This is a genomic window from Gordonia sp. NPDC003422 (genome assembly GCF_053588675.1).
On the sequence record NZ_JBSFQL010000008.1, the window covers coordinates 164416 to 181014 of the forward strand.

Sequence of the window (16599 nt, forward strand, 5' to 3'; positions counted from 1 at the left end):
CACACAACTGATGTGCAGGTGATTTCGACAAGCTCAATCCAAGTGAGCAGCACAATTGTGCCCCGGACCACTCGTCAGGCGATGCAGGAGGCGCTGCGTTTGGTCGACGACGGGCTGACCTCGTCGCTGACGATGGTCTCGCCGTCGACGGTGATGGTGCAGGTGGCACTGCTGCCGCTGCCGACGACCACGATCAGCCGCAGTGGGTTGTAGCCACCGGTGAAGGCGATTCTCCAGGTGGCCGGTGGGGAGAATTCGGTCCGCAAGCCGAGGGAATCGACGTAGAGGATGGTGCCGGTGCCCTCGATCGTCACCTGGTAGACGACTTCGTGGCCGCTGGGGTCGATGCCCGACGGTGAGCGGGGTCGGGTCGGGACTCCGGACGGGCGCGGCGTCGAACGCGGGTTGAGTGTCGGTACACGGGTGGGGTATTCGGCGGTGAAGGTCGGCTGATCGGCCGCCGTCGTGTCGGAATCGGGGTCGTTGCGGAAGAAGGCCATTGCGACGAGCAATACCACGACCACCGCGGCGAGCAGGGCGACGACGGTGAACGCCGTGCTCCGAACCGACGGGACGCTGGATGCGGATCTCGACGACGCCGGCGTCGCAGCGGTCGAGGTCGAGGTGGGTGACGCCGACGCCTCGTCGGGCGTCGAGGTGATCGCTTCCTGACCCCGTCGAGTTCCCCGACGCGGCGGCGCAGCGCCGGGCCAGAACCGCGGCGTGCCGTCCGGTGTGTAGCCCAGAGGGGGATAGAACTGCTTCAGGTCACCGCGGTAGTCGTCGCTCGCACTCCGACCCTGGTCGTCGGACGACTCCGAAGACCTCGTCGGGTCGTGCGGTTGTCCCATTCGTCCGAGTCCTCCAGGTCCGAGCGTCATCGATGCCTATGTCTTCGACAGTACGGCGTCATGCGCTGGACCGGTCACGCGGTGATCGGTCAGAATCGGCTCTCCAGGCGCGACGACAGGCCGGCTTCCTGCAGGTCGAGCCGCTCGAGCATCGCCCGCACGGCTTCGTCCTCGACCGCGCCGGCGTCGCGGTTCTCCACCAGCGAGTCGCGCTGGGCCAAGAGCACGTCGCGGTACAGCGCGGCGAACGCGTCCGTGCGGGCCGTGTGCGCGTCGGGGTCGGGCATTTCTTCGACGTCCCGCGATTGCCGCGCCACCGTCTCCTTGATGTAGTCGACGGTCGCGTTGTCGAGGCCCGCAGGCGGGTTCTTCACGAAGTCGTCGATCACCACCTGGGCCGCGATCTGCACGATGCGTTCGGCCCGTTCGGTCTGTTCGTGGTCGTAGCGTTCCTCGTCTTCGTTGTGCAGGTGAAGGCGTCCGATGAGCCACGGCAGGGTCGGGCCCTGGATCAGAATGGTGCCCACCGCCACGACGAACGCGATCGCCTGGATGGCCGAGCGTTCGGGGAATGGTTCACCCGATTCCAGAGTGACCGGGATACCGGAGGCGGCCGCGAGGGTGACCACACCGCGCATACCCGTCCACGCCACGACCGTGGCCTCCTGCCAGGTCAACGGCCGGTTGTCGATGCGCTCGCGCAGTCGCGCCCACCGGGTCTTGGTGGTCCGGGTGCTGCGGGCGGCCGCGGGTCGTCGGGGGTTGGCATGCACTTGCACGCCGCCCATGCCTTCCCCGAGCCGACGACTCACCACCCCGCGCCCGAACATCGCGAACACGCAGATCGGTCGGATCACCAGGACCACCGCGAGAACCAGCAACGACGCGACGCCGATCTGCACGAGGGACTCGCGGGCCTCGCGCAGGTCCTCGATGATGAAACGCAGCTGTAGGCCGATGTAGGCGAAGACGAAGGCCTCGAGCAGCACATCCACCGAGTTCCAGACATAGCGTTCCTGCAGTCGTGTCTGGTAGCCGGCGTGCACCGAACCCGAGCCGACGACGAAACCGGCGATGACGACCGCCAACACACCCGATGCGTGCAGGTGCTCGGCCGCGAGGAATGCCGCGAACGGCACCACGAAACCCTGCACGGTTTCGAGAGCCGGGTTGCGTAGATGGCGACGAATCCACAGGGTGACCAGGCCTAGCACGACCCCGACGACGGGGCCCAACAGTGCGTTGTACCCGAACAGCAGAAGTGGGTTGTCGATGAAGGCGTGGGTGTTGGCGATCTGCGAGATGGCGATCGCGAACAGCGAGAGCGCCGCTGCGTCGTTGACGAGACTCTCGCCCGTCAGGATCGCCATCAGGCGTTTGGGAAGCCCGAGCTTGCGGCCGATGGCGACCGCGGTCACGGCGTCGGGCGGCGCCACGATCGCGCCGAGGAGCAGCGCGAGCAAGAAGGTGAACTCGGGGACCAGCAACGCGGCGACCGCGCCGACCGCGAACGCGGTGATGACCACCATCGCGACACCGAGACCGAGAATCGGCTTGATGTTGCGCAGGAAGTTGGGAAAGGAGAACCCGAGCGCCGCCGAGTACAGCAGCGGTGGCAGGACGACGGTGAGCAAGATGTCCGAATCCAGCTCGACCTGCGGGAGACCCGGGATGAACGACACGCCCAGCGCGATCAGCACGATGATCAGCGCCGGCTGCATGCCCCTCCGGTCGGCGGCGGCGGTCACGATGATCGCCCCGACCAGGACGAGGATGAGCAACTCCATGACCGGAGATTCTGTCAGCCGGTGTCCGATTCTGCCGGGCACGCGGCGGGACCCTGAGATGATGCGACACCCGCGGGACCCCCATGAGCCCGCGGGTGTCAGGCCTATACGGCCGAGCTGTCACGCGCCGTGTGGCGTGGTGATGGTCATCGACTCCGTTGTCGCAGACCATCGGGCCGTGCTGCCGCCCCCACCCCACGCGGGGGGCGGCAACCCCCTGACCAGGGCCACCATCGTTCACGAGCGCGAACTGAAGACACCTTCACACAAGAACGACTCATTGGGCAAGACCCAGTGGGTCATCTGTCCAAAGTGGCACCCGGGTCCGCTTTGACGTGCAGGTGCTCCGTTCAGGCAAGTTCGGACTGGGTGTCCTCGCTGCCCTCTTTCGCGAACAGAGTCACGTAGATCAATCCGCCGATCGCCCCGCCGACGAGCGGCGCCACCCAGAAGAGCCATAGTTGGGCGGGCGCACCGTTGCCGTTGAAGAACGCGACTCCGGTCGAGCGGGCCGGATTCACGGACGTATTGCTGATCGGGATCGAGATGAGGTGAATCAGGGTCAGCGTCAAGCCGATTGCAAGTGGAGCGAATCCGGCCGGCGCCTTTGCGTCGGTGACGCCGAGGATGACGATGAGGAAGAACGCCGTCAGGAGGATCTCCGCGATCAGCACGGAGACCAGACCGTATCCGTCGGGCGAATGGTCGCCGTAGCCGTTGGCGGCCATCGACCCCTTCCGCTCGAAGCCTTCCTTGCCGCTGGCGATGATCCAGAGCATCAAGCCGGCCGACAGACCGCCCGCAACCTGTGCGATCCAGTAGCCTGGCACATCCTTCCATGGAAGGCGGCCACTGACCGCAGCACCAAGGCTGATCGCCGGATTGAAGTGACCGCCCGAGATGTGGCCGACCGCGTAGGCCATGGTCACCACCGTGAGCCCGAACGCGAGCGCGACACCCAGGTATCCGATGCCGACTTGGAAAGTGGTTGCGCCATTGTCGGATTGGGCAACCTGTTTCGCAGCGAAGATGGCCGAACCACAGCCACCGAAGACGAGCCAGAACGTGCCGAAGAGTTCGGCAGCGAGTTTTGCCACAGGAGCTGGGATCACGATGGAGACCTTTCGCTAGGGAATGCGTGGTCGAGCAGCCTGGAACCCCCGTGCTCCAGTAGAACAGCGATTCGCCGCATTCGCGAGAGGTCAGTGAAGAAAATTCACAACGGTCTTGATCGCGAGACCGGTGACGGAGCGGCGCACGACGACGTCGAGAAAGCAGAAACCCCGTGGAACACAGCGCGTTCCACGGGGCTTCTCCGTGCGCCCGTAGGGATTCGAACCCCAAACCTTCTGATCCGTAGTCAGATGCTCTATCCGTTGAGCTACGGGCGCGTGGTCTTCAGTTATAGCTGTTCAGTTGTCCATCGCGGGTGGCGCCTGCGATGCGGCGGAGGCGAGAGGATTTGAACCTCCGGTCCCATTTTAGTGAGACAACTCATTAGCAGTGAGTCCCATTCGGCCGCTCTGGCACGCCTCCCAGCGGAGTCCTTTCGAACTTGCCGAAGCGAAAGGTTACACACTCGGCGCACCGGGAAGCAAACCAGTAGAGCGAGGACTCCGATACCCACCGCTTTGTGGGTCGTTCTCGTCGACCCCTACCCTGGACGGGTGACGCTGCGCATCCGCCCTGACCTCGACGACCTCCCCGTCTACGTGCCGGGCAAGACGTTTCCGGGCGCGGTGAAGCTGGCCAGCAACGAGGTGACCCAGGGCCCGCTCCCCAGCGTGCTCGACGCCATCGGCGCCGCGGCCGCGTCGGTCAATCGCTACCCCGACAACGGGATGGTCGAGCTCACCGCGACACTGGCGAAGCAGCTCGGTGTGACCGAGGACGAGATCCAGGTGGGCTGCGGCTCGGTGATCCTCTGCCAGAACCTGATTCTCATCACCAGCGGGCCGGGCGACGAGGTGATCTTCGGCTGGCGCTCGTTCGAGACGTACCCGCTTGCGACGCGGGTGGCCGGTGCGACGCCGGTGCAAGTACCGCTCACCGGAGACCGCGTCTACGACCTGAAGGCCATGGCCGACGCCATCACCGACCGCACACGGCTGATCTTCGTCTGCAATCCGAACAATCCGACCGGCACCGTCGTCGAAGCCGACGACTTGCGCACCTTCCTGCAGACCGTGCCGTCGGACATCATCGTCGCCCTCGACGAGGCGTACTTCGAGTACATGCGGCTACCGGAATCGCAACACTACGACGCCCTCGACCTGCGTCGGGAGTTCCCGAATCTTGTTGTGCTGCGCACCTTTTCGAAGGCATACGGGCTGGCCGGGCTCCGCGTCGGATATGCCGTCGGGACGCCCGAGGTGATCACCGCCCTCGGCAAGGTGCACGTGCCCTTCTCGGTGAACAGCGTGGCCCAACAGGCAGCGCTCGCCAGTCTCGCGGCGGCCGACGAGTTGTTGGCGCGCACCGACAGCGTCGTCGCCGAACGCGAACGAGTGACCGCGCGTCTGCGCGAAGCGGGCTATCGCGTACCCGACTCGCAGGCCAACTTCGTCTGGCTCGACCTCGGCGATGCAGCCATCGACTTCGCGACCGCATGCGTCGAGGCAGGAGTGGTGGTCCGCCCGTTCGCCGGTGACGGCGTTCGAGTGACGGTCACCAACCCGGAGGAGGACGACGTGTTCCTCGCGTTCGCCGAATCCTGGGACGGGCGGCGGGGCTGAGATCAGCCCCCTCACGCTGCGTGAGTTCCACCGCTGGCTAGACGCGAGCCTGCGAGCCCGTGGTGCGATGACAATGCCATCTCGCTGCGCCCTTCGAGGCTCGTCGCTTGCGCTCCTCGCACCTCAGGGAGCGGTGGTGGGGTCCGGGAGCGGTGGCCGGGTCAGCTGTAGAGCCCGCGCGAGATGACCGGCCACAGGGCGGGGAGGTCTTGTTCCCAGTACGCCCAGGTGTGAGTGCCGATCAGACGGAATCCGTCGGTGTAGTTGACGCCGGCGGCACGCATCGTGAGTGCGAACTCCAACGAGCAGCGGTAGGCGCCGAGCTCAAGGGCCGACGACGACGCGGTGACGGCCTCACGCGGCCCCTCGTCGGGCTCCACCCGGCGCTGCAGGTCCAGCGGGCCGACGGCCCCGGAACCGGCCGAGATGAAGATCTGCTTCCCGCGCAGGGCGTCGAGGTGCAGGCTCGGGTCGTGCGCACGCCAACCCTTCGAGCCGAACGGCCCCCACATGTTGGTGGCGTCGCCGCCGTCACGTCCGACGGTGGTGCGGACATACGCTTCGTTCGCGGGCCCCGACACCGGCGGGCAGCCCGACAACGACGCGATACCCCGGTACAGCGACGGATGGCGAATGGCGAGCGCGAAGGCAGCCTGACCGCCCATCGACAAGCCGATCACCGCGTTGCGGCCGGTGCCGTTGAAGCGTTTGTCGACCAGCGCGGGGAGTTCCTTGGCGAGGAACGTCTCCCACATGGGCTTACCGAGCTTGGGGTCGTTCTTCTGCCAGTCGGTGTAGAAGCTCCCCTTGCCGCCGGTCGGAAGAACGACGTTGACGTTCTTGTCGGCGAAGAAACGGCCCGCACGACCCTTGGTGATCCAGTCGCTCACGTCGCCTTCGGCACCTGCGCCATCAAGCATGTAGACGGTCGGACGGGGACCCGACGCTCCGGCCGGCGTGAGCACCGAAAGCTTCACCCGCTGCTTCATCGCCGGCGAGTACACCCAGATGTCGGTCCGCAGGGCACTCAGTTTCACCGACTTCGCGATCCGCGCCGTCGGCGTGGGCGCGGCATGTGCGGCCACAGGTGCCGTCAACAGCGCAGCAACGACCCCGGCAACGACTGCGATCCAACGCCTCGCCATGCGGTTTTCTCCTACCCCGTTTCAGACACGTGCTCCGTCGGTCCGATCTCACGACACGCGGCCGCGCGCCCCCCAGCGGACAGACCACTTATAGGGTGACAGACTACCCGCGGATAGCCGACCGCGAGAAGGCCCACAATCGAGTTTGCGATCACACAAAGGACATCCAGACCAGTGGCGACACAAGACAGCAGCGGTTTCGCGTTCGTCGCAGAGGTCGACGTCCGATGGTCGGACATGGACGCCTTCGGCCACATCAATCACGCGCGCATGGTCACGTTGATGGAAGAGGCGCGCATCGCGTGGCTCCTCAGTGCCGGCGAGGAGTACGCCCCGCTGATCCAGAGCGCGATGATCGTCCACGTCGAGATCCGCTATCAGAGTCAACTGCGCCACGCCGATTCGCCACTGCGAATCGCCATGTGGATCAAGGGTTTTCGATCCGTCGACTTCACCATCGGCTACGAGATCCGGGGAGCCGACGCCGAGCCCGACAGCCGTCCGGCATGTGTCGCGAGCACCCAGATGGCGGTCGTCGACATCGAGGCGCACACGCTGCGTCGGCTCACGCCGACCGAAAAGGACTATCTGCGTTCGTGGTCGCGCTGACGCGTCAGCTTCTCCGATCCCCGGTTCCGGACCGCCCTGGCGCGGGTTCATACCGAGCCGGAAGCTCGCGTGCGGCAGCGGGAGAAATTCGCGCGATGTTGCCCTGCAAGACATCTCGGTAGATCCGCAGTTGCTCCTCGCCACTGCGTACCTGTTCGGTGAGGCGCTTGGAGTTGTCGACGGATATCTCTCGATCCCCCGACCTGGCGATCAGTTCGTCGATGCGGTCGTCGATGGTGAGTGCTTTGTTGTACTCGGCGAGGATGCGCAGTTCGACGGCGGCCGACTCGACGACGAACGCGACTTCGGCGAGGGCCTGCACGCGGTCGATGAGTTCGGTCCAGACCGGTCGCAATACGGTTTCCCGACGGTCGATCTGCTCGGCGAAGGACTTGTCGAACCCGCCGTTGCGCTTCGCGCGGTCGAGGTCGATGCGGACCGCACGCAATGCGATGACGTCGGCCGCGATCTCGGCGAGTTCGGCGTGCAGGTTCACCTGGGTGCGCTGCACCTCGAAATGGTCGGAGCGCCAGGCCGGATTGCGGACGATGCGGTCGTAGTAGTGCCCGGCGACGTAGAGAAGCGTCTCGTAGCCGTCGATGAATCCGGCCGCCCGCGGTGCCTGCGGTGCCGCCTGCTCCCGACCGCCCCCGAGGATCTGACCCGCCCACGTCTCGGCCTGCGGGCTGCCCGACTTCGCGGCCACAGCGCCGACGACACCCGCGATCCGATCGATCGCCGCCGAACCTGCCCGGCGCATGTAACTCGACGCGTTGACGTTGGGAGTGGGCGTACACAGCAGGCCCGAGAACAGGCGCTCCCGCTCATCGATCTCGAGGTAGACGTTCTCGCGGCGCTCCCGGCGAATGGCTCGCGTGCCACCGGCGAACACGCCCTTGGCGGTGACGATCGCCTTGTGTGCATCCTCCCGACGCCGCACCAGGCCGTTCAGGCGATTGCGCATCACCGCGCCGACCACGCCGGGAACAACCGGGCTGACCAGCTGATTCTCGAGCTGCGTGATCCCGCGCTGCAGTCGGCGGAGGTCACCGAAGCCTGCGGGCAGCGTCGGCACGGGCAGTCCCAACGAGACCCGACGGACAAAGATCGCCCGTCCGCCCGGCGTGAGGAAACCCGACGCGATCAGCAGTGCGGCGACGTCGGAGAGGTCGGGCCGGTCGCCGGGCATCTGCGACGCGTCGCACCAGGCGCGGATCTCCTTGGCCGAACGCGCACGCGACCGCCGCCCCGGATACCGGTTGTCGACCATGAATTTCTCCCGCCTTCTCTGCCGACAATGCTACCCGGGCTCGACGACACTCCCCGGCGTCCGCGCACGCCACAGGGGTGCGGTGGCACGGTGCAGCCCCCAGGCGATCGGAGTGCTCACCGCCGTCGTGACCAGGAACGCGATCAGCCACGACCCGGTGAAGACGCCGTAGTTCAGGACGTCCATCATCACCTCGAGCACCACCACGTGGACGAGGAAGAACTCGTAAGAGATCTCACCGAACCACACCATCGGTGCGCTCCCGCACAACCTCGTCCACAGGTCACGCCCGGCGAAAACCAGCGGGCCGATCAGCCCGACGGCGACGACGAGATAGAGAAGGTGTTTGACGATGGTCGCCGACGCGGTGGTCGGGGTGATGGTCGGCTCGCCCGCGATGGCAGATCCGGACAGCACAAAGGCCCCGATCGCGATGCCCACCGACCACGACGCCGGCCAGCGTCGGACCAGACGGGTGCAGACCGCGAGCAGCATCCCGCCCGCGAACCAACCGATGAATGCCGGAGCCCACAGCCGCGCGGTGAGATCGACGCCATCACTGCCAGCGACCACCACCGACCAGATCGGACTGATCAGCATCACCCCGACCAAACCGACGATCAGCAGATCGGGTCGCCACCGCCGGCGCGACAGCGCCACCACCAGCACCCAACCGATGAGCGGCAGCACCAGGTAGAAGACGACCTCGGCAGCAAGACTCCACATCTGCGTCAGCCCGCTGTGCAGGTGGCCGATCCCGTAGACCTGGGTCAGCGTCATGTTCCGCAGATAGCCCGACCAGCCGTTGCCGGTGGCCGACTCGACTCCACCGGGCGGCGCAACGGCGTAGAGCACGTACACCGCGGTCACGACGATCCAGTACGCGGGAAGGATGCGCCGCGCGCGGTGCCAGAAGTAGCGTCGAACCCCTGGCGTCGTCGACGCTTCGGCCGCTGCGCGAACCCATGGCCGGAACAGCAGATATCCGGACAGCACGAAGAAGATCGCGACGCCGACCTCGAACCGCGCGAAGATCCGGCCGGCGAAGTCGTCGGTGTAGTTGCCGGTCCAGAACGCCGCATGCGTGAGACAGACGGCCAGCGCCGCCACGGTCCGGATACCGGTCAGCGACGCGATCCTGCGCGATCCCTGCCCGGCCGTCATGCTGCGATCCTGCCGCAACGACCGTTCGGTGCGCGACGAGCGGTGCACAATCGTCGGATGGGCCACGAACATGTCCGCGGACAGATCTGGAGCGACGGCCAGTTCGTCGACGGCTTCCAGCTCGACCAGATCTCCGAGTGCATCGACCAACCGGGCACGCTCGTCTGGGCCGACCTCGAATGCCCCACTCACGAGACACTGACCCATCTGGCAGCAGAACTGGACCTCGACCCATTCGCCGTCGAGGACACCACCGCAGCCGTGGAGCGGGTCAAGACCGTCACTTATACCGCACACACCTTCCTGATGGTGTACGCCATCACCATCAAAGATGGTGACGGACAGTCGGATTCAGATGCCGCACCACCCACCCAGCAGCCATTGCCGCAACAGCAGCCGCTCCAGCGGGCGACGCTGTTCGATCTGCATCGCATCTCGATTTTCGTGAAACACAACGCGCTCATCACGGTGCGCCGGAACTCCGGTTTCGACATCGAGCAGGTGGTGCAGCGCTGGAAGGACATCGGCGGCGAACGCTACGGCGTCGGCGCACTTCTGCATGGCCTGCTCGACGTCGTGGTCGACGGGCATTTCGACGCGGTCGAGCGGCTCGACGACGACATCGAGGATCTCGAACAGCTCCTCTTCGACGACAGGGTGCCCGGCCGCTCGCTGCAGCGTCGTACCTACGATCTGCGCAAGGATCTCGTGGTGCTGCGACGCGTCGTCCTGCCGATGCGCGAGGTCATCGCCGGAATTCAGCGCCGCCGCTTCGAGAACCAAGCACCACCCGAACTCGATCCGCACTTCTCCGACCTCTACGACCACGCGCTGCGCGCCGCGGAATGGACCGAGTCGTTGCGCGACATGATCACGACGGTGTTCGAGACCAACCTCTCGCTGGCCGACGCCCGCCTCAACACCGTGATGAAGAAGCTGACGGCGTGGGCCGGGATCGTCGCCGTCCCGACCGCGATCACCGGCTTCTACGGCCAGAACGTCCCGTTCCCGGGTTTCGCCCGCACGTTTGGGTTCGTCACCAGCACGGTGCTCATCGTGGTGATCGTCGGAGCGCTCTACGTCAGTTTCCGACGCCGCGACTGGCTGTGACGTATTCGTCCGGTTTCGGAACTATCACACCATTAGTCACATCAGCCGCTTCTGTCACATAATGATGCAGGTGTTCGTGACGTTGGGTCACGAGATCGTATGGCCAGGAGGTCGGTCGTGTCCGGACGTGTTCTGTTGTCTGCCCTGGTGGCGGCGGTGATGGCCACTGGCGTGCTCGTCACCGGGACGTCGAGCGCGCAGGCCGAGCCGGACAAAACGGTCGTCCGCGTCGTGTCGAAGTCCACCGTCAAGGGTCGGGAGCGACTCAAGGTGTGGTCGCCGATCATGGGGCGCGAGATCACCGTCGACCTGCAACGACCGTCGGGTGATGGTGAGCGCCCGACGCTGTACATGCTCGACGGCGCCGAAGCGCACGACGAGGAGTCGGGTTGGTACGCGATGACCAACCTGCAGTCGCTCGCGGCAGCCGAGAAGCTCAACGTGGTCACGCCGGTCGGCGACCCGCACAGCTACTACACCGACTGGCGCGCCGTCGACCCGGCGATCGGCAAGAAGTACATGTACGAGACCTTCCTCACCCGCGAACTGCCCAAGCTGATCGACGCCGAGTACGGCGGCAATGGCCGCAACGCGATCGCCGGGGCATCGATGGGCGGTGTCGCGGCCCTCACTCTGACCGCGCGACACCCGGCCCTCTACCAGGGCGTGGCCGGCTACAGCGACTGCGCCAACATCTCCAGCCTGCCCAACCAGATGCTCACCCGCTGGGACGTGAGTCGCGGAGGCGGGAACGTCGAGAACATGTGGGGTCCGTTCAGCGATCCCGAATGGCGTGCGCACGACCCCTACCTCCTCGCGGCCAACCTCCGCGGCAAGACGATCTACATGTCGTCGGGCAACGGCGTCCCGGGCAAGTACAACAACCTGATCGCCGACCCGGTCGACGAGACCTTCCGCGGCATCATCGGAGAGATCGGCACCTGGTTCTGCACGGGCCAGATCAGTAATCGGTTGTCGCAGTTGTCGATTCCGTTCACCACCAACCTGCGCACCACCGGCACCCACAAGTGGGGCTACTGGCGCGACGAGTTGAACACCTCGTGGCCGATGCTGATGCGCTCGATCGGGTTGCGCTGAACCGCCACCAGATCACGCAGGCCGCGGAATGGCCGCCGAGTTGCCCTGCCCGATCCAGCCCGGAACTTGTCGAGCAACAGAAGGCGCGGCGAGCACATCGACCTTGTTGTCGCGCAGAGCATTTCGCCAGTCTGTGTCACCCCGCCAGATCTCGGTGAGGGTGCGCAGGTCGGTGTCGATCGCGACGTCGACGTCGTAGCCGGGGTCGAAGTCGCACACCTGCGCCTGGCCGTCGTCGACGACCAGCCACCAGGTTCCGGCCTTGCCGATCACATCGCGAAACCGGAACTGCACCATGGTGCGTCGTCGTGGCCACTGGTCGATCGGGATGGTGCGGTGCATGTCCCACAGCAGCAGGTGCGGGTCGAGGTCGGCGTCGCCCAGCTCCCCGATCCATCGGATTCCCCAGGTGCTCAATGCGGTGACCACCTCGGCGAGTTCGTCACCCTTCTCGGTCAGTGTGTACACCGACCGGCCTCCGACCACCGTGCGTCGAACCACTCCCGCCCGTTCCAGACCGCGCAGGCGCTTGGTCAGCAACGCGGGTGACATCTTGGGCACCCCGCGTCGCAATTCATTGAAATGCTTACTGCCCAAGAGGATTTCGCGAATCACCAGGATCGTCCAGCGCTCGTCGAGAAGTTCCATCGCCTTGGCGACCGGGCAGAATTGTCCATACGAGGTCATGCGACCACCTCCGTGTGCTTCGTTCAAGTACACACCCGCGCCCGGCTCGGGACCAGTACAGATTCTGTACCACGAGTGGTTCAGATCGTGATCTGGAGACGACCGCCACGTGAGAGCGACGCTGGATGGGTCCGATATCCGAACACAAGGAATCACCACTATGTCGCACCCGACGACCACTGTCCGCACCATCACCCCCGACCTCGACGCCGCGATCAAGACCAAGCATCGCGCGATGTGGGCGTCCGGGGACTATCCTGCCGTCGCCGACCTCATCGCGCCGCTGGGCCGAACCCTCGTCGATGCCTTGACGATCAACCCGGGTGAGACCCTGGTAGATGTCGCGGCCGGCGATGGAAATGTCGCGGTACCGGCGGCGCGAGCCGCAGCCCGCGTGGTCGCCACCGACCTCACCCCGGAGCTGCTGCAGACCGGCGAGTCGGCCAGCGATCTCGATATCACCTGGCGCACAGCCGATGCCGAGGATCTACCGTTCGACGACGACACCTTCGACATCGCGACGTCCTGCGTGGGCGTCATGTTCGCACCCGACCATCGCAAATGTGCCGACCAACTCGTGCGCGTCGTCCGGCCCGGCGGACGGATCGGCCTGATCAACTGGACCCCAACCGGTTTCATCGGTCAACTGTTCGGGGTGATGAAGCCCTACGCTCCGCCACCGCCGCCGCACGCCCGTCCCGGCGTCCTGTGGGGCGACGAGGATCACGTGCGCTCGTTGTTCGGCACCGCGGTGACCGGACTCGACGCGCAGGTCGGTGCTGTCACCGTGGACCGGTTCGACGACGGAGCGGCCTTCCGCGACTTCTTCAAGGCGAACTACGGACCCACCATCACCGCGTTCACGGCGATCGGGGACGACGCCGAGCGGGCCGCGGAACTCGACGCGGCGATCGCCGACCTGGCGGATCGCCACATCGACGGCGGGCGAATGGACTGGGAGTACCTGCTGGTGACCGCGGCGGTCGTCTGATCGGTCACGATTTGTTCACCTTGCCGACGTTTCGTTCAACTGGTTGAACAACTCAGTTCACATGCCGTTTACGATACGAACGTGCTAGTCGAGGACCCACGCCGACACGAATGGCGACAGCGGATGCTGTCGCCATCTCGTGTTCGGGTCATCGGCGGGCTCGCGCTCGTCGTCGCCCTGCTCGTCGGGCTGCAGATCTACGCCACCCGACAGTCGACGCTGGGCCCGTTGGAGAGCCTCTGGCACGACTACGCGGGCACCCCGAAATCGATGACGCTGCCGTGGGCGGGTCTGCTGCTCGCGATGGTCGGGTTGTCGTGGCGACGACGTTTCATCGCGCTCGGTGCGGCAGTGGCCATCGACGCCCTGTACGCGATACCCCGATGGCTGGAGTCCGGGGTGGTGGCCGTCGGCAACGGACCGGTGATCGTGCTGACCGGGATCGTCGTCGTCGCGTGCTGGCGCTGGACCGGCGTCGACCGTCGAAATGCCCTCTACGCTGCGGCGTTGGGTGCGCTGCTGATCCTGGCGACCAAGGTCGGTGACATCTGGCTGGGCGTGACCATCCACACCCAGCCGCTCGTCTTGGACGAGTACGTGATGCTGGCCGACCACGCCCTCGGGCAACCGTCGTGGCATGCGGCACGCATTCTCGAAGCCCTCGGCCCCAAGGTCGAATGGCTGCTGCACTGGGTTTACATCGAGCTTCCGGCCGCCGCTGCGGTGGTCGCGGTGTGGCAGCTGCGCGGCGTCGCGCGGACGGGCCGTTGGCCCAGCCACTACCTGGTCCGGACGTTCCTGGTGCTCGGCTTGGTCGGTCCACTCTTCTACGTGCTGTTCCCGGTCATCGGCCCGATGTTCGCGTTCGGACCCGAGGGCGGCGGCGCCCAGTTCGGCGACTACTGGCCAGGCGTGCTGCCACCGATCGACCTGACACCCGCTCCCCTGCACTTCGACGGCGGGCCACCCCGCAACTGCATGCCGTCGATGCACACCGCCTGGGCGCTGGCCGTGTTCCTGCATTCCCGACGCGACGTCGACGGCAGTCCCGCACCGCTGTGGATGCGTACGATCGGGTCGCTGTGGCTGGTCTGCACCCTCGCAGCGACGTTGGGTTTCGGCTATCACTACGGCGTCGACCTGGTCGCCGGCGCGGTGTTGTGCCTGACCATCGATTCGGCTCTGCGCGACCCCGCCCGCGGATGGGGTGCGCCCCGCATCCGTTTGGTCGCCGGCGGGTCGGTGCTGTTCGCGACCCTGCTCGTCTCCTACCGCTACCTGGCGGTTCCGATGGCGCACTACCCGGTGCTGGCCGGCGCGCTCGTCCTCGGGGCGCTGGCGGCGTTCGCCGGAACCTTCTACCTCACCTGGTTCGGCGACGGTCCTCTCCGCGCCTTCGACCGATTGGTGACACTCAATGCCCGGATCGCCGAACTGGTCCCGACCGGGCTGAGCGCAACTCGGGAGGGGCGCGGTCGGCGAGTGCTCGCCGAGCGCAAGCCGTCGCCCGTGCAAGACTGACCTCGTGACCGCGAGTCGAGGGGGTTGGTCGAGATGACGCAGTCGTGGGGCCCCGGGCCGGGTGACCCGGATTCGGGCTGGCAGCCGATCCCGCCCGGGCCGCCGCACGCGCAGCCGATGCCGCCGCCGGGTCCGCCGGCAGGCCCCTACGGTCCACCCCCTGCCGGGCCCGGGTTCGGTCCGCCGCAGAACCCGGCGCCGTTCGGCGCACCACCGTCTTTCGGGCCGGCGTTCGGCACCGGGCAGTTCGGGGCTGCACAGTTCGGGGCCCCACCGCCTCCGCGTCGTCGTTCCACCGCACTGATCGTCGGCGTCATCTGCGCCGTCGTCGCTGTCGTATGCCTCACGGCAACCCTTGTCGTGGCGCTCTGGCCGAGCGACGATGGCGACAACCGCACCGAGACACTGCAACTCGCGAGCAACGTGACCATCGAGGTCGACGTTCCGTCCGGCTGGAAGACCGTCGAATCCAACTCGAGTGAGTATCCCGACCGATACCTGCTGACGCCGCGCCGCGAACAGCGCAGCTACACCGAGATCGACCGGCAGTCCGAGGATCTCGACGACAGCGGCTCGACGGTGCAGCCGATCACCATCGTCGAACTGTTCACCCTCAACTGCTCGAGCATCAACAGTTCCGCCTTCAAGGACAGCGAGACGGTCGGCGACTGGCGCTACGCCACCGAATCTGTTTCTCGCAACTCGGTTTCGGCGGCGCGGACTCTCGCCTACCGAACTCTCGACAACGGTGTCTGCCTCGCCGCCTTCGGGCTGTCTGCCGCGAAGGACTCATCTGATCTGTCGAACGAGCCGCGATCGTTTGTCCGCAACATCGCCGAGGGCAAGATCATCACGGACGTCACGCAGAGCCGCTGACGGATGGCCATGACAAGGATGACCATGAGGCTCGGGGTTACCCCGCAGGGCACCCGAGTCGCCAGGAACGTCGGTATCCCACTTGCCTTCTCGCTCGTCGCATCACTCGTGGGCTTCTACGTGATCTCGTCCGTCTGGAGTTCGTGCGACTCCCAGCCGAACGAGAATGTCAGCTTTTTGTTCGCGGCAACCGTTGGCGGCCCGGCCATCTTCTTCACCTCGATTCTGGTTCTGTCGATCGCTTCCACGCTCCTCCGAAATGCAACTGCACGGCTGTACTACCCGGCGATCACTTCTCTCGCGATCGCGGTTCTGTGGCTCATTCTCTCCCTGGCCGTACCCGTCACGCCACCAGATCCTGTTGCGGCCGAACGATGTCCGAGCGGTGTGCCGGACTGGTGGCCGTGGTATATCCCGGTGGCGAGATCCTGATACGAAGAGTTCGGTGACTAGCGCTCTGACCTGCACACAAGCGTCCACCACCCCACCGCTCGCTGAGGTGCCCGAGGCGCCAGCCGAGGGATGCCTCGAAGGGCAGGCGAACGGGCCACGTCAGCGAGCCACCGGACCACTGAAAGTAGGGAAGGTTCTTCCCCTACTTTCTGCCCCTGCTTGTTGAGTCGCCCGCGAGAAAATTCGCGGGGAGGACTCCAGGGATAGGGGCAGCCTCAATCGGTCGACGCAACAGGCCTCGTGTGAGAGGTAGCCGGTATGGGCAGGGCGGTAGCGCCGGAAGCGTTTTGGGTAGCGATCGA

15 protein-coding genes and 2 tRNA genes are annotated in these 16599 nt (G+C 65.9%); 8 read left to right on the forward strand and 9 right to left on the reverse strand.

From position 1 onward, the window contains the following. Nucleotides 1–74 precede the first annotated feature (74 nt). From ACWDTF_RS09465 to ACWDTF_RS09485, 5 genes are all read right to left on the reverse strand, one after another. Nucleotides 75–851, reverse strand: a complete 777-nt coding sequence (locus ACWDTF_RS09465; protein WP_433257486.1) for a hypothetical protein — start codon at nt 849–851, stop codon at nt 75–77. Between the two features lie 89 nt (nt 852–940). Further along, nucleotides 941–2638 (reverse strand): cation:proton antiporter, encoded by a 1698-nt coding sequence (locus ACWDTF_RS09470; protein WP_240857924.1) that lies wholly within the window; start codon nt 2636–2638, stop codon nt 941–943. 350 nt (nt 2639–2988) lie between these two features. Beyond that, nucleotides 2989–3750 carry an aquaporin Z gene (aqpZ, locus tag ACWDTF_RS09475; RefSeq protein ID WP_374247031.1) on the reverse strand — a complete coding sequence of 254 codons (762 nt, stop codon included), beginning with the start codon at nt 3748–3750 and terminating at the stop codon, nt 2989–2991. Nucleotides 3751–3956: 206 nt separating this feature from the next. Then, nucleotides 3957–4029: transfer RNA gene (locus tag ACWDTF_RS09480), tRNA-Arg, on the reverse strand. A 56-nt stretch (nt 4030–4085) separates the two neighbouring features. Continuing rightward, nucleotides 4086–4174, reverse strand: a tRNA-Ser gene (locus ACWDTF_RS09485). A gap of 131 nt (nt 4175–4305) precedes the next feature. On the opposite strand from ACWDTF_RS09485, the gene hisC reads away from it, so the two are divergent. Beyond that, the gene (gene hisC, locus ACWDTF_RS09490; protein WP_240857923.1) at nt 4306–5373 is read left to right on the forward strand and encodes a histidinol-phosphate transaminase; all 1068 of its coding nucleotides are present in this window, start codon (nt 4306–4308) and stop codon (nt 5371–5373) included. Nucleotides 5374–5534: 161 nt separating this feature from the next. Here hisC and ACWDTF_RS09495 read toward each other — a convergent pair whose 3' ends face one another. Then, on the reverse strand, nt 5535–6518 hold the full coding sequence (locus tag ACWDTF_RS09495) for an alpha/beta hydrolase (RefSeq protein ID WP_355272735.1): 984 nt from the start codon (nt 6516–6518) through the stop codon (nt 5535–5537). A 174-nt stretch (nt 6519–6692) separates the two neighbouring features. Between ACWDTF_RS09495 and ACWDTF_RS09500 the strand changes: the two genes are divergently transcribed. Continuing rightward, complete coding sequence (locus ACWDTF_RS09500) at nt 6693–7127, forward strand: acyl-CoA thioesterase (protein ID WP_308221043.1); 435 nt, start codon at nt 6693–6695, stop codon at nt 7125–7127. A 4-nt stretch (nt 7128–7131) separates the two neighbouring features. On the opposite strand, the gene ACWDTF_RS09505 is transcribed toward ACWDTF_RS09500, so the two are convergent. Both ACWDTF_RS09505 and ACWDTF_RS09510 read right to left on the reverse strand, forming a co-directional pair. Next, complete coding sequence (locus tag ACWDTF_RS09505) at nt 7132–8397, reverse strand: hypothetical protein (protein WP_240857921.1); 1266 nt, start codon at nt 8395–8397, stop codon at nt 7132–7134. 30 nt (nt 8398–8427) lie between these two features. Then, on the reverse strand, nt 8428–9561 hold the full coding sequence (locus ACWDTF_RS09510) for an acyltransferase family protein (RefSeq protein ID WP_355272731.1): 1134 nt from the start codon (nt 9559–9561) through the stop codon (nt 8428–8430). Between the two features lie 57 nt (nt 9562–9618). Between ACWDTF_RS09510 and ACWDTF_RS09515 the strand changes: the two genes are divergently transcribed. Both ACWDTF_RS09515 and ACWDTF_RS09520 read left to right on the forward strand, forming a co-directional pair. Beyond that, nucleotides 9619–10671 carry a CorA family divalent cation transporter gene (locus ACWDTF_RS09515; RefSeq protein ID WP_433257480.1) on the forward strand — a complete coding sequence of 351 codons (1053 nt, stop codon included), beginning with the start codon at nt 9619–9621 and terminating at the stop codon, nt 10669–10671. Between the two features lie 117 nt (nt 10672–10788). Further along, nucleotides 10789–11769 carry an alpha/beta hydrolase gene (locus ACWDTF_RS09520; RefSeq protein ID WP_240857919.1) on the forward strand — a complete coding sequence of 327 codons (981 nt, stop codon included), beginning with the start codon at nt 10789–10791 and terminating at the stop codon, nt 11767–11769. Between the two features lie 12 nt (nt 11770–11781). On the opposite strand, the gene ACWDTF_RS09525 is transcribed toward ACWDTF_RS09520, so the two are convergent. Continuing rightward, nucleotides 11782–12456, reverse strand: a complete 675-nt coding sequence (locus ACWDTF_RS09525) for a winged helix-turn-helix transcriptional regulator (RefSeq protein WP_433257478.1) — start codon at nt 12454–12456, stop codon at nt 11782–11784. A 160-nt stretch (nt 12457–12616) separates the two neighbouring features. On the opposite strand from ACWDTF_RS09525, the gene ACWDTF_RS09530 reads away from it, so the two are divergent. From ACWDTF_RS09530 to ACWDTF_RS09545, 4 genes are all read left to right on the forward strand, one after another. Next, nucleotides 12617–13447 carry a class I SAM-dependent methyltransferase gene (locus tag ACWDTF_RS09530; protein WP_276614898.1) on the forward strand — a complete coding sequence of 277 codons (831 nt, stop codon included), beginning with the start codon at nt 12617–12619 and terminating at the stop codon, nt 13445–13447. 123 nt (nt 13448–13570) lie between these two features. After that, on the forward strand, nt 13571–14968 hold the full coding sequence (locus ACWDTF_RS09535; RefSeq protein WP_355272724.1) for a phosphatase PAP2 family protein: 1398 nt from the start codon (nt 13571–13573) through the stop codon (nt 14966–14968). A gap of 33 nt (nt 14969–15001) precedes the next feature. Next, entirely contained in the window at nt 15002–15844 is an 843-nt protein-coding gene (locus tag ACWDTF_RS09540; protein ID WP_449754308.1) for a hypothetical protein, read from the forward strand. Between the two features lie 108 nt (nt 15845–15952). Continuing rightward, nucleotides 15953–16276 carry a hypothetical protein gene (locus ACWDTF_RS09545; RefSeq protein WP_355272720.1) on the forward strand — a complete coding sequence of 108 codons (324 nt, stop codon included), beginning with the start codon at nt 15953–15955 and terminating at the stop codon, nt 16274–16276. Nucleotides 16277–16599: the final 323 nt, after the last annotated feature.

Bases quoted from the DNA above. Each gene is read 5' to 3' on its own strand.
- ACWDTF_RS09465 (WP_433257486.1), bottom strand. From the start codon at position 851: ATGGGACAACCGCACGACCCGACGAGGTCTTCGGAGTCGTCCGACGAC.
- ACWDTF_RS09470 (WP_240857924.1), bottom strand. From the start codon at position 2,638: ATGGAGTTGCTCATCCTCGTCCTGGTCGGGGCGATCATCGTGACCGCC.
- ACWDTF_RS09495 (WP_355272735.1), bottom strand. From the start codon at position 6,518: ATGGCGAGGCGTTGGATCGCAGTCGTTGCCGGGGTCGTTGCTGCGCTG.
- ACWDTF_RS09505 (WP_240857921.1), bottom strand. From the start codon at position 8,397: ATGGTCGACAACCGGTATCCGGGGCGGCGGTCGCGTGCGCGTTCGGCC.
- ACWDTF_RS09510 (WP_355272731.1), bottom strand. From the start codon at position 9,561: ATGACGGCCGGGCAGGGATCGCGCAGGATCGCGTCGCTGACCGGTATC.
- ACWDTF_RS09515 (WP_433257480.1), top strand. From the start codon at position 9,619: ATGGGCCACGAACATGTCCGCGGACAGATCTGGAGCGACGGCCAGTTC.
- ACWDTF_RS09525 (WP_433257478.1), bottom strand. From the start codon at position 12,456: ATGACCTCGTATGGACAATTCTGCCCGGTCGCCAAGGCGATGGAACTT.
- ACWDTF_RS09530 (WP_276614898.1), top strand. From the start codon at position 12,617: ATGTCGCACCCGACGACCACTGTCCGCACCATCACCCCCGACCTCGAC.
- ACWDTF_RS09535 (WP_355272724.1), top strand. From the start codon at position 13,571: ATGCTGTCGCCATCTCGTGTTCGGGTCATCGGCGGGCTCGCGCTCGTC.
- ACWDTF_RS09540 (WP_449754308.1), top strand. From the start codon at position 15,002: ATGACGCAGTCGTGGGGCCCCGGGCCGGGTGACCCGGATTCGGGCTGG.